Source organism: Arthrobacter sp. JSM 101049, from assembly GCF_041679245.1.
Classification (GTDB): domain Bacteria; phylum Actinomycetota; class Actinomycetes; order Actinomycetales; family Micrococcaceae; genus Arthrobacter_H.
Genome location: NZ_JBGFFC010000003.1, coordinates 346,190 through 358,820, shown reverse-complemented (window position 1 = coordinate 358,820; position 12,631 = coordinate 346,190). Strand labels below are relative to the sequence as shown.

12 protein-coding genes are annotated in these 12,631 nt (G+C 65.0%); all 12 read right to left on the bottom strand.

What is annotated here, in order from left to right; all coding sequences use genetic code 11:
* Positions 1-2: 2 nt before the first annotated feature.
* Positions 3-464: an Hpt domain-containing protein gene (locus AB8M85_RS11130; protein WP_372698883.1), complete on the bottom strand. Its 462-nt coding sequence runs from the start codon at positions 462-464 to the stop codon at positions 3-5.
* 163 nt (positions 465-627) lie between these two features.
* Positions 628-1,509 (bottom strand): type II secretion system F family protein, encoded by an 882-nt coding sequence (locus AB8M85_RS11125; RefSeq protein WP_372698882.1) that lies wholly within the window; start codon positions 1,507-1,509, stop codon positions 628-630.
* A gap of 10 nt (positions 1,510-1,519) precedes the next feature.
* Positions 1,520-2,449: a type II secretion system F family protein gene (locus AB8M85_RS11120; protein ID WP_372698881.1), complete on the bottom strand. Its 930-nt coding sequence runs from the start codon at positions 2,447-2,449 to the stop codon at positions 1,520-1,522.
* 8 nt (positions 2,450-2,457) lie between these two features.
* Entirely contained in the window at positions 2,458-4,056 is a 1,599-nt protein-coding gene (locus AB8M85_RS11115; protein WP_372698880.1) for a CpaF family protein, read from the bottom strand.
* Positions 4,053-5,249: a CpaE family protein gene (locus AB8M85_RS11110; protein WP_372698879.1), complete on the bottom strand. Its 1,197-nt coding sequence runs from the start codon at positions 5,247-5,249 to the stop codon at positions 4,053-4,055. Before AB8M85_RS11110 ends, AB8M85_RS11115 begins: the two co-directional genes overlap by 4 nt.
* On the bottom strand, positions 5,246-5,983 hold the full coding sequence (locus AB8M85_RS11105; protein WP_372698878.1) for a Flp pilus assembly protein CpaB: 738 nt from the start codon (positions 5,981-5,983) through the stop codon (positions 5,246-5,248). The genes AB8M85_RS11110 and AB8M85_RS11105 overlap by 4 nt, the downstream gene beginning before the upstream one ends.
* Positions 5,984-5,991: 8 nt before the next feature.
* Complete coding sequence (locus AB8M85_RS11100) at positions 5,992-7,020, bottom strand: pilus assembly protein TadG-related protein (RefSeq protein ID WP_372698877.1); 1,029 nt, start codon at positions 7,018-7,020, stop codon at positions 5,992-5,994.
* Positions 7,008-7,376 (bottom strand): TadE/TadG family type IV pilus assembly protein, encoded by a 369-nt coding sequence (locus AB8M85_RS11095; RefSeq protein WP_372698876.1) that lies wholly within the window; start codon positions 7,374-7,376, stop codon positions 7,008-7,010. Before AB8M85_RS11095 ends, AB8M85_RS11100 begins: the two co-directional genes overlap by 13 nt.
* 97 nt (positions 7,377-7,473) lie before the next feature.
* Positions 7,474-7,698 (bottom strand): Flp family type IVb pilin, encoded by a 225-nt coding sequence (locus AB8M85_RS11090; protein ID WP_372698875.1) that lies wholly within the window; start codon positions 7,696-7,698, stop codon positions 7,474-7,476.
* A 676-nt stretch (positions 7,699-8,374) separates the two neighbouring features.
* Positions 8,375-9,907: a signal peptidase I gene (locus AB8M85_RS11085; protein WP_372698874.1), complete on the bottom strand. Its 1,533-nt coding sequence runs from the start codon at positions 9,905-9,907 to the stop codon at positions 8,375-8,377.
* A 165-nt stretch (positions 9,908-10,072) separates the two neighbouring features.
* The gene (locus AB8M85_RS11080) at positions 10,073-10,480 is read right to left on the bottom strand and encodes a hypothetical protein (RefSeq protein ID WP_372698873.1); all 408 of its coding nucleotides are present in this window, start codon (positions 10,478-10,480) and stop codon (positions 10,073-10,075) included.
* 459 nt (positions 10,481-10,939) lie between these two features.
* The gene (aceB, locus tag AB8M85_RS11075; protein ID WP_372698872.1) at positions 10,940-12,577 is read right to left on the bottom strand and encodes a malate synthase A; all 1,638 of its coding nucleotides are present in this window, start codon (positions 12,575-12,577) and stop codon (positions 10,940-10,942) included.
* Positions 12,578-12,631: the final 54 nt, after the last annotated feature.

Below are 12,631 nucleotides of genomic sequence, written 5' to 3'. Positions count from 1 at the left end.
GGTCAGTCGGCGTCTGAAGGCGTGACGTAGTCTTCCTGCAGCGCTTGCAAGGTGAGTCGGCCGCACGACGACAATGAGGGCAGGAAGGTGCTGCCGTCGCCCGCGTCCCCTCTTTTCATGGCGCTTTCGATGTCCTCGGCGCGAGCCGCCAGCCGCGTTGCTCCGACCATTGACGCCGAGGCCTTGAGGCTGAGCAGCGCGTCCATTGCTGCTTCATCGTCCCCGGTACCCAGAGCTTCGGCCACACGCGTGTACCGGGAGGCCCAGAGGTCCGCGAAGTCGCCGACGAAGCCGAGGACAGCGGAACGGCCGTCGAGCTGCTGCTCAAGGTCGTGGAGTACGTCCAAATCCACCAGCGGCGGTTCTTCCGGGTGAGTAGCAGTGCACATGGGCGGTTCATCTCTGGCAATGGCTGTCTCGGGGGCCGGGGGATCCTCGAGCGGAGCGGTGGGCGGCGGGTTCATTTGTCTAGGCTACGTCTCGGTCGGTGGAAATCGGATGGTTTGTATCGCAACTTGTGCAAACCTTGCGCTACCTGCGCCTAAACGCGTGTAAAGGACGAGTAAAGCGATGCCTCGGTGCCGCTCGGTAAAACGCGAACCAGGCGGATGGTGGGGACGCGCCCCATCATGCGCCGCTAAATTGCGCTATGGCGTTGATGACCGCCGGCCCAAGGATGGCGATGAAGAGGACCGGGAAGATGAAGAACAACAGCGGAAACAAGATCTTGACCGGCAGTTTCATGGCCTTCTCTTCCGCGCGCTGGCGTCGTTTCACCCGCATGACCTTCGCCTGGACGCGCAGGACCTGGCTGATGGCAATGCCGTATGTATCTGCTTGTACGACGGCCTGGACGAAGCTCCGCAGCTCGGGGACGTTGGTCCGGCGGGTGAGCGCCGTGTAGGCCTCGCGACGGGATCGGCCGACCTGCATGTCCTGCAGGGTGCGGATCAATTCCTCGGCCATCGGGCCCTTTCCGTTTTCCCCAGCACGGGCCACGGCACCCTCGAAGCCCAATCCTGCTTCAACGCTGATCAGCATCTGATCCAAGGTGTTGGGCAGTTCGAGCTGCAGTTCCTGTTGGCGTTTCTGGCCTTGGCTGACCAATAAAAGGTCCGGAAGGAAATAGGAGACGACGAAGAGTCCCACTGCGAGCAGCTTCATGATGGGGGCGGGGTTCAAGGCGAACAGCACTGCGATGACGGCGCCGCACAGCGCCAGTCCGGGCTTCAGGGCGAGCAGCCGGTCCAACGGCATCGACGCCGGGCGGCCGGCGAGTGACAGCAGGTGGTCGAGTCTCCTCAAGTATGATTCCGGGGTCAGCCGGCGTCCCAGATCCGCCAAGAAGCCCACGCTTGGTTGTGCGGTCGTCTGGTCCTGGACGACTCCCCGGAGGAGGTTTCCGCGGATGGCGGCCTGCGCGCGGCGGTCCACGGTGAAGAGGGCCAGCCCGAAATACAGCAGGGCGCAGCCGATCAGCAGGACACCGGCGATGATGGTAAATGGCATGATCCGGTCCTTAGAACTTCAGGTCGATGATCTTGCGCATCCACAGTCCGCCGATGGTCATCAGCACCACCGAGGCGCCGATCATCACCCATCCCAGCGGTTGCGTGAACAGCGGGGTCATGTAGCCCGGGCTGATGAGCATGAGCATCACGATGATGCCCACAGGCATGGCCATCAGGATGTAGGCGGAGAATTTGCCCTCTGCGGCCAGAGAAGCAATATGACCTTTGATTTCGTTACGTTCGCGGATGGTTCCGTTGACCTGGTCCAGCACTTCCGCGAGATTTCCGCCGACTTCGCGGTTGATCTGGACGGCTTGCGCGATCCACGTGAAGTCCTCGCTGCGCATCCGCGTTGCGGTGTCGTTGAGGGAGGACAACAAGTCCCGCCCCAGGTTGGTCTCGGTGACTGCACGACGCATTTCCTCGGCAGTGGGCGACGCGGACTCGGAAGCAGCGGCATCCAGGGCACGGAGAATGCTGTGCCCGGCGCGGAGGCTGCCGGAAAGCAACTGCAGGGTGTCCACGAGCTGGTCGCCGAATTCCTGGCGCCGCTTGGCGGCTCGACGCTGGACGAACAGGTAGCCGCCCAGAGGGGCCAGAAGGAACAAGAAGATGCCCAAACCGACGCCCGACACCAGGAGACCCAACATCATTCCAACCAGGCCGATGGCAGTGACGAGAACCAGGAAATCGCTTTGGCGAAACCTGAGCCCTGCCCTTTCCAGCGACTCGTTGTCGAAAAGCCGGATCGGGTGGTGGCTGAGGAATCGATCGAGCATTCCGGTGGCGCCGCCCGCGAGCTTTGACAGTTGCGTTGGAGCGGCACTGTCGACGGGGCGGCGGCGTTCGAGCGGCAGCAGGCGGCTGGGGCGCAGGGCCACGCCCAGCACCAAGCCAAGAGCGAGGAGGACACAGATCGTGCCAAGTAGCAGTTCCATGGTCCTCCCTAGGAATTGTTCGCGCTGAACGTGCGGGCGGCGAAGACGGCGGGGGAGACGTGGATCCCCATATCCTCGAAGCGGCTGATGAAGCCGGGGCGAATGCCGGTGGGGACCGGCTTGCCCAGGAAGCGCCCGGAATCGTCCACGCCAGCAGCGAAGTCGAAGACAAAGGCGTCCTGGAGGGTGACGATGTCGCCCTCCATGCCCTGGACTTCCGTGACATGGGTAATCCGTCGAGTGCCGTCGCGCAAGCGTGAGATTTGGATGATCAAGTGCACTGCGGAGGAGATTTGCTCCCGGATGGCACGCAAGGGCAGGTCCATGCCTGCCATGAGGACGAGTGTTTCCAAGCGGGCGATGGCGTCACGAGGTGAGTTTGAGTGCACCGTGGAGAGTGAACCGTCGTGGCCGGTATTCATGGCCTGGAGCATGTCCAGCGACTCCCCGCCGCGAACCTCGCCGACCACGATCCGATCCGGGCGCATACGCAGGGAATTGCGCAGTAGTTCGCGGATCGTCACTTCGCCCTTTCCTTCCGTATTGGGGGGTCGGCTTTCGAGCCGGACGACGTGGTCCTGCTGGATCTGGAGTTCGACCGCATCCTCGATGGTGACGATGCGATCAGTTTGGGGCAGGTAGGACGAGAGGACGTTGAGAAGCGTGGTCTTGCCCGTGCCCGTACCACCGGAAACGATGATGTTCAGCTTCGCCTTCACGCAGGCCTCAAGAAGTTCGGCCATTTCAGGCGTCAGCGTTCCGAAGCCGATCAGATCCTGCACCGTGAGTGGAACCTTGCTGAATTTGCGGATCGTCAAGGAGGATCCGCCAACGGCCAGGGGCGGAATGACGGCATTGACACGGGAGCCGTCCTCCAGGCGCGCGTCGACCAGCGGAGACGATTCGTCGATGCGGCGCCCGACCTTGGACACGATGCGCTCGATCACCTTGCGCAGGTGTTCCTCGGAACTGAAGCGGGAATCAGTGAGGACAAGCTTGCCCTTGCGCTCGACGTAGATGCGGTCCATGCGGTTGACCATGATTTCGGTGACGTTGTCGTCGTCCAGGTACTGCTGCAGGGGGCCGTAGCCGAGCACGTCGTTGGCCACGTCACTAATGAGGCGGGAACGCTCGGCCGGTGAAAGGGGGACCCGTTCCGCATCGATGACCTGGGCCAGCTCATCCCGCGCACTGGCGCGCAGATCCTCGTCTGTGAGGGTGGAATCGCTGAACCGGGTGCCCAAGCGGTCAAAAAGGGCGGTGGCAGCACGTTCCTTGAGGGCACCCAGGGCGTCCACGGGGTGGGGAACGGTGCTCTTGGGCGTCGGAGTGCGCGTGGCAGGCATTCGAGTGTAAATGCTGGAAGGCTCCGCAGACAGCGCGAAGTTTTCGAGCGGGCCTCCTGCAGTATGGGGGAAACCGTCGCCGGGCGCAGCGGCTAGGGAGCCGGATTCTTCGGTGGTTCCGTCGCCTGAGTCGGAACGATGGGAGTCGGTTCCCCCTTGCTCCGTTGAAGGGGCGGCGGTGGGCGTGGCTTCCGCTGGCTGCCTTGGAGCCGTTCCGCGCGTGCCGTTTTCGACGGCGGCAAGACGTTCGGAAAGTTTCACCGGAGCACCACCCTTCTATGGAGTTTGCGGGCTGGTTGGGCACGCCATTGGGGATCGAATCGTTGGAGAAGCCGCCGGTAGCCCTTGACTGCGCGGTCGGTCTTCTGTTGTTGCAAGACGGGAATGCCGCGGTTGGTCGAAAACGCCACCGCGCGTGAACGCGGGATGCTGACATCGACCGGGGCCCCGATGGAGGCCTCAATGTCCTGGATGGACAGCCCAGCCTTGGGGTCGGCCATGTTCAAGACGACGTGGCGCGTTTCGGGCAAGATGTCCAATTTCTTGAGGACATCCAAGCCGGAGCGCAGACCGCGCACGCTGGGTACGTCCATGCCTGTCACCCACACGGCGTCGGTGCAGCGTTCCATGGCAGTGAGTCCGAGCTCGGGAAGCCCCGGCGCACTGTCGACGACGACGTACTGGAATTCCCGGGCCAGCTGATCGAGCAGGTGGCCGACCTGCTCGACGGTGATGTGGTCTGCGTCGGAAGGGTTCGTCGGTGCGCAGAGGGCGTAGAACCCCGCCGGATGCACGCTCAGGAAGGCTTTCAGGACCAGGCTGTCGCGACTGGCAGTGGACGAGACCGCGTCGAGGACCGTGTGCTCGGGGTCCAGGCACAAGGCCGAGGCCACGTCGCCAAATTGCAGGTCCAGGTCGACAATGACGACGCCCATGGGGGCCAGCTTGCCCAGGCCCACGGCGATGTTCGTTGCGACGGTCGTCTTACCCACGCCGCCCTTGGGCGAGAACACGCCAATGACCAGGCCTTTGTCGGAGGACTGGGTGTCTACCGGCTGTTGGGTACGGCGACGCGCCGAATGCGCCTGGCAAGCACGTTCCAGGACGGCTGTGACCTGCGCGAGCTCGGCCGCAGGACTCAGTACATCGCGGATGCCGGCGCGCATGGCCTGCACCACGACGTCGGGTTCGTATTCTCCGGCGAGCACGATGCTGACGTGGGGGAATTGCACGTCGAAAACCGTTGCGAGCCGGAGGGCTTCGTCCACGGGGACATCGGGGCCGAGAATGAGGACCTCGGGTTGGACGGCAAGTCCGGACAGGAGCTGCTGGGGATCCTCGGGCAAGGCCGCGGTGAGGAATGAGCGGACCTCACCGTGCATGCTGCCGGCCACGGCGGTACGGACGAGCTGGTCGAATCGAGCATCGGGGGTGATCAGGACGAAACGGCTCACGGGTACACCTCGGTGATGCGGACAGGCTTTGGCGGGTTGTCTTCTTTGGCATCCTTCGGCTCGTTGGTCAGCCAAATATGGCCGAACTCCGCTGTGAAGACGATCTTGGAAGCTGCCTGGTCATTGACGGCAACAGTGACGAGCATGGTACCTGTCGGCAGAGCTTGGGAGCCTTGAGCAGGCTCGGTCGCGGGATCTGCCCGCTGGAGACGGGTCACCAACACCTTGTGGAACACCCGCTGGGTGCTTTCTTCCCCGGGGTGCTTTTCCAGGGCGTCCTTGTCAAAGGAGGCGAAGATCCCGACGGTGCTACCGGCCGAGATGGTACCGCCGATCATCCGTTGCGGCTCGAGGGCAAAGGTGACTTCCTGGAGGCCCTTGGGAATGGGGATCGAACCGGGTGTCTGAAGGGTCTTGGGGTCAACGAGGCGCTGTCCCACCAGAGCCTCTCCGGGCACCAAGTCCGCTGCGGCCACAGTGCCGGTGAGTCCGTCGAGAGTGCTGAGGGTACCGCTTGGAACCGAGCCGGCCGGACGCTTTTCAAGGGCAACCGAGTCGGAGATCTTTTCTACCGCAGTGCCGGCCGGAATTGCCTTGCGGACGACCAGGACATCAGTGGGTTGCAGGTCGGCCATAGCGCGTGCGTCGGCATTTGCCGCGTAGGAGAACACGAGCACCGCTCCGATCAGGGCGAGGACGACGGCGGCGACACCGCCCAGTAGTCGGGACTTCACAAAGGCTCCTAAGAGATCATGCGGACAACGGTCGCACCGAAGGGGTGAACCGGGCCCAGGGTGTAGCCCTCGTCGAGGGATACGTAGCGGACAAAGCGGCCGATGATGCCGCGGCAGTCGCCGGTGCATTCCTGCGCGCCGACGAACGATGAGGTGTTGTGGAAAACGGCCGGCGCGGTGGAACCGCCGGTAAACTTCCAACCGGCCACTTCGAAAGCTGCGAAGGCCGTCAGCCCATAGATCGCGCCGGAGCCAGTACCCGTCACGCGGTCGAAGACAGGAAGCAAAACGGTGGGGTGACGACCGGCAGTGAGTTCGGTGATCCACTGGTTGAAAATGGCCGTGCAGTTGGGTGGTTCGTTGTTTCCCGTGGCACTACCACCCTCTTGGGTGGCCAAGTCGATGTAGCCACCGCATTGTCCCGTGTCCTGGGCGAGCCAGCCGAAGCCACCGGCCACGGTTGCCCCGGAGGGTCCGTAGTTGCAGCTGGGGTTGGCGTAGGATCCGCCGTGGAGCCCGAGACGTTGCAGGTTCCCGTCGATGTTCCCTTGAACTTGGCAGATGGAAAAGGCAGCGGGGAACACGGTGCGGCCAGCCACGGGGCTTCCCCATTGGGCGCTTGCTTTGGTTCCCACGACCGCTGAATCGATGCCGAGGATGCGGGCGAAGGACAGGGAGATCCGGTTCGATTCCCCGCCGGATTCCTGTGCGCCGGTGGCTACAGTGACTTTGCCCGCCGACTTGTTGAGGGTGACGGACTGGACCTTGCTGAGTCCGTCGTTGGCGTTGGCATTGGCCAAACTGCGAGCAAGCGAAGAAGTGGTGGAGCAGTCCGACGAGGCGAGGTTGCGGGCGCAGTCCTGGGCGATGGCCAGGGCCGCGGCGTCGGCACCGTTTTGCAGTTGGGCCTTTTCGGCGTAGAGCATGCCGGCGTCAACTACGATCGCGGTGAATCCGAGCAGGGCCACCAGAAGGAAGGCGGTTACCACGCTGATCGCACCGCGTTCGTTGTCCCTGGACCGCGTTAGCCTCCGCATCGCATGACTCCCTTGCCCTTCAAGGTAATGGGGCCGACGACGCCGGTGATGGTGGCCAAGGGGTAGGTGATGGTGAGGGTGGCCGTGGCGCCCGGCGTGCAGGCCGCCGGTGCGATATCGATGTCGGTGGGGTTTGGGTAGAGGGTTCGAGCGGCGTTCCGGGTTGCCGTGCGAGCGGCCGTCGGATCGTTGGAGATGGCCATGGTCCGCACGCCTTCGCGGGCTGCCTGGGTGAGGGTCAGCTGGGCATTGTAGGCGTGGCCGAACTCGATGATGCCCATGAGGATGAGGAGCAGGACGGGTAGAACTATGGCGAGCTCCACGGCAGCTGCACCGCGTTCGTTCTTCCGTTCCATACTTGGTCCTTCGCCGATGAGGTTTGGGCAGTTGATAGGGTTCCTGCACGCTGGCGGCGGCGCGGTCGCTCCGCCGCCATCGTGCTGATTTGCGGGGTTATGGAGTCGTCGCCGTGCCGGCAGGGTTGTTGAGGCCGTCGATGATTTCTTGGAACTTGGCTGCGAGATCATCACCCAGGGTGAAGACAAGTCCGATGATCACGACGGCGATGAGCCCGACCATGATGCCGTACTCGACGGCCGTCGCCCCGGTTTCGTCCTGCTGGAGGCGGTTCTTGATCTTGAAGCCGAGGGTCTGGAGGGTGGCGTAGATGGACAGCATGGAGTACTCCTGAAGGAAGTGGTTTTGGTGAGGTGCGGGAGCTTGATTGCCCTGCGCTACAAAAAACATAGCAACGTGATTTCACCTCAGGAACCGACTTTCGTGTTTCCTGTGTGAAGCCTTAGGCAACCTAAGCGAAGCAAGGGATTTGCTGCGTTGTAGGTGTATTTGAACCGCTTGTTAGCCCTGGTTTCCGAGGGGAACCGTGCGTGCTGTGGAGTTCCACTTTTCGTGATGCACGAATGAGAAGCCGGGCAAGACTGACTGAAGCAAGGGAATTCCGTCGGGAGCTACGGCGAGAATGCTCACATGGCGGTGTCGCTAAGACGGCTTCTTGGAGCCAACGCCCACCGATCTTCCGGCTTTCGGCCGCACGGCATCTCGGAGTCCGGGTGGTGACGAGGGACTGGGGCCCCGCCCAGAGGCCCGACGGCCGTTGCCCAGGAGCTGCTGCGCTTCCTCGCAGACGGCCGGCTAAGCGTGGCGTGGACCGGCTGGCAGGTCACGTCCGGGCTGGGGAGCACCGACGTCTACGCGGTCCGCACCGGAGCGCCATCCAGCGGCTGCAGGATGAGGTTATTCCAACGCTCTGCTGCGCCGTCCAACGGAAACAACGACAAACGTCGGGCTCCCGATGGTGCTCCGAGGCCCGGCGTTTGTCGTCGTGCTGAGGTATTCAGCGCATTTCTGACGTCGTCGACTCCTGCTGTTCGACGGCGTAGGCGGGTGCAGGGGCTTCGCCCGACCGATACCGGTACGTGGTGCTGTGGTCCTGGACAATAAACGTCTCGACGTCGCTGCGGCTCCAGTGCAAGACGAGCAAGCCGTAGCGTTCCGCGAGCTTGGCCAGTGTGGGGAAATCGACGACGTCGATCACGGGGCGCCCGGGAGGCATGGGAATGGGGTGCACGGGAACAACGAGCGACGGCCACCTGTGTCGGATGGCCTCTGCCGACCCGCTCGCCGGCTGCCGGTAGACGGCAGCTGCGACGAGCGCCAGCGCGGCCAGGGCCACGGCCAGCAGCAGGGGCGCCACCACGCGTGCCGCCTCGGCGGTGAGGTGCCAGGCACCGACGGATAAGGTGCGTTCAGCGGGGATGCCGGATGCATCGGACGGCGCGACGGTCAGTGCTGCGGGATCGACGAGCGAGACCTGCAGCGCCGTGACCGACAATTTGAGTGCGGGGCGGAAGTCGACTCCGGGCCCGGTCACTACCGGGACCACCTCAACGGTCAGCGGGGTGGCCTGCAGGCCGGTGACCTTCGCCGCCCGGTCCGCCCGGGTCTGCAGGGCGGCGATGTCGAGTTCGACGCTGCCCTGGTGCAGGCCGCTTTGCACGGTGGTGGAGTCGCCGAGGGGGACGGTCGTGTGCCAACCGCCGGGAGCGGAGAGCTCGGCCACCGGTGCAATGGTCGCCGCCGGTCCGCTGTAGGAATAGTGCACCTCGACCGTATCGGTGACGCGGCGGAACACGGGATCCGGGGAGACAACAGACGTCCCGTCATAGGCCGCAGTGCGCGGGACCTCCGCGCTGTAGGAGAACGTCATCTCCTGGTTTTCCGGAGCAGCGGCGGCATCACCAGCCGGGCCGGTCCATGCCCAGGTGCCCAAGGCAATGGCGAGGATGGCCAACGCGGCTGTGGAGCCTGTCCACGCGGCGCGTGGACCCTCGATCATCCCCCGCTGGATGCGGCGGGCCTTCTGCACGGCGACATGGGATGACATCTGTTCTCTCCTTGCTGCGCGGCGGCGCCGCCGGCGGGTCAGGGTGGGGGTTGCGCCGGCCAGCAGCGCCAAGGCGATCAAGCCCAGCATCGGGGGAGAGGTGATTCCCCGCAGGAAGTCCCCACCGTGGGGGATGTGGAACCAGGCCTTGCCGATGAGCTGGGGAGCCTTGGGGTGGTCGACGTCGATGGATTCGTTGTTGTCGCCCTTGAAGGTGAATCCGTTGGTGTCCGAGGCGATGATCCGGTGGAGGACCACCCTGTCGCTACCGGTGAGGTGGTAGGCGACGATGTCACCGGGGGAGTAGGCATCGGCACGGGAGACCACGACCAGGTCTCCCTGGTAGTAGACGGGGTTCATGCTCACCCCATAAGTGCTCACAAACGCGATCTGGTGGCTGGCCAGCAGGACCGCGACCAGCGTGCAGACAAGGGCGGCGACGATGGTCCCCGCTCCGGCGATGCGCGGGCGTGCTCTGGACACGGTGCTCCTAGGGTGGTGAAGAGGGGTGGCGGCCCGGGAACGGCCGGGCCACCACGTCATCGCGGCGTTGGGGAACGCCGGAACCTTTGCTACTTGCCGTCAGGATGGCTGGTCTCCCCGGTGCTCCTGCGGCATTGCCGCGGGCGCACCGGGGAGGGGAAGGGACTAGGCAGCGTTGTCCAGGGTGCCCACGGTGATGTCCAGGCTGGTCAGTCCGGTGTAGCCGGTTTCGTTGGCCGTCGGAGCGAACGTGCAGGTCGAGGCGTTGGCGCTGATGGTGGTGCAGCTGAACGCGCCGCCGGTGCCGCCCTGGGGGTTGACGGTCACGGCCTTGCCGTCTTCGGTGTTCGCGAAGGACAGGTTGATCGTCTTGATGCTGTCCTGGGTGCTATCCGTGAAGTCGTAGTCCACGCCGGCCAGCGTGGCCCCGGTGACGGACTGCGAGACCTGGCCGCCGATGAACTGGGTGCTGCCCGCCTCGTTCGTGAGGCCGGTGCCGGTGAAGGCGGAACCGCCGGCGAAGGCGATGCCGGCGAGGGCGACGGCGGTGAGGAGCTTGTGGGACTTGCGCATGATGAATTTTCACTTTCGATATGGCCCGAAGGTCATTCCCCGGGCAGGACCTACCCGCAGGGCAGGGCAGTGGAGGACGTGTCGAGAGTTGCGAAGCGCAGGACGGTTCCCGTGGCCGGGCCGCTCGCTTCGCACCGACACATGAAGGCTATCCACGGAACGACGGCGAAAGTCGGGTCTTGGGCCATTCCTCGGCGAATGGTGGGACCGTCTTCGGGGACCTCACGACGCCCTGCGCCTTTCATGCGGTACGGCTGGTCATCAGGTCTGCGCGGGCACGGACGACCGCGGGTAGCGGCAACCCACGACGGCACTCGAAAGTGGGGCATTAGTTAAAGGGAACGACGGACCCCGGCCGCTCTGCCAGTGGGGTCCGTTGTCCGGTCGGGAAGCCGCCCGCCCCGCGCCGGCCGAAGCCGGGTCCAATGGAGGGGGAACGCCGCGGGGCGGGCGGTGGTCTTAGGCGTCGATGGTCTGCTTGGCCTTCGACTGGCACAGGAACCGGGTGTAGGCCGGCACCGTGAGGAATGCGGGGTACTGCTCGCGCAGCGCGCACTCGTCGAAGATCTCGCGGGCGTCGGCGAACCGGTCGCCCTCGAAGCGCTCCATCCGGGCGAATTCGTCGTCGACGATCTCCTCGACGAACTCGGTGGTGATCAGTTCGCCCTCGTCGGTCACGGCACCCTGGTGGATCCACTGCCAGATCTGCGAGCGGGAGATCTCGGCGGTTGCCGCGTCCTCCATCAGGTTCTGCAGGGCCACGGCGCCATTGCCGCGCAGCCAGGATTCGATGTAGCGGATCCCGATCTCCACGTTCATCCGCACGCCGGCCTCGGTGATCAGGCCCTGGGTGCCGGCGATGTCGAGCAGTGAGCGGTCATCGGGCACGACGTCCTCGCGCTGGCGGTCCAGCTGGTTCGGCTGGTCCCCGAGGGCCTCGTCGAAGACCTCGCGGGCCACCGGCACCAGGTCCGGGTGGGCGACCCAGGAGCCGTCGAAGCCGTCGCCGGCCTCGCGGGTCTTGTCGGCCCGGACCTTCTCGAAGGCCACCGCGTTGACCGCCTCGTCCCGGCGGTTGGGGATGAAGGCGCTCATCCCGCCGATGGCCATCGCGCCGCGGCGGTGGCAGGCGCGGACCAGCTGCTCGGTGTAGGAGCGCATGAACGGGGCGGTCATGGTCACCATCGCCCGGTCGGGCAGCACGAACCGCGGGCCGCGGGTGCGGAAGTTCTTGATGACCGAGAAGATGTAGTCCCAGCGCCCGGCGTTCAGCCCGGCGGAGTGCTCGCGCAGTTCGTAGAGGATCTCCTCCAGCTCGAACGCCGCGGTGATGGTCTCGATGAGCACGGTGGCCCGGATGGTGCCCTGCTCGATGCCCACCGCGTCCTGGGCGAAAACGAACACGTCGTTCCAGAAGCGGGCCTCCTGGTGGTTCTCGATCTTCGGGAGGTAGAAGTACGGGCCCCGCCCGCCGGCGATCAGCCGCTGCGCGTTGTGGAAGAAGTAGAGCCCGAAGTCCACCAGCGAGCCGGAGGTCGGCTTGCCGTTGATCGTCAGGTGCTTCTCCGGCAGGTGCAGCCCGCGGGGGCGGACCACGATCGTGGGCAGCTCGGTGAGCGTCTGCCCGGTGACCTTGTACTCCTTGCCCTCCGGCGAGGTGAAGTCCAGCTCGCCGTCCAGCACCGCGCGCAGGTTCAGCTGCCCGCCGATGACGTTCTGCCAGGTAGGCGTCGAGGCGTCCTCGAGGTCGGCCAGCCAGACCTTCGCACCCGAGTTCAGCGCGTTGATGGCCATCTTGCGGTCGGTCGGCCCGGTGATCTCCACGCGGCGGTCCTCCAGCCCGGGGGCGAGGGGGGCGACACGCCAGGAGTCGTCCTCGCGGATGTGGCGGGTCTCGGCCAGGAAGCGCGGGTCCTCGCCGGCGGCGATGTTGCGGCGCCGGTCTTCGCGGTCGGCCAGCAGTTCGTGGCGGCGCGGCTCGAACTCGGCGTGGAGCTTCGCCAGGAAGTCCATGGCCTGCGGGGTGAGGATCTGCTCCTGCCGGCGGACCGGGGAAGCGTTCAGCGTGATGCCGTTCAGGGTGATGGGGTCGTTCATGGCGGATCTCCTTCAAAAATGGTGGGGGACGACGCCGGTGCCTCCTGCCTCGGG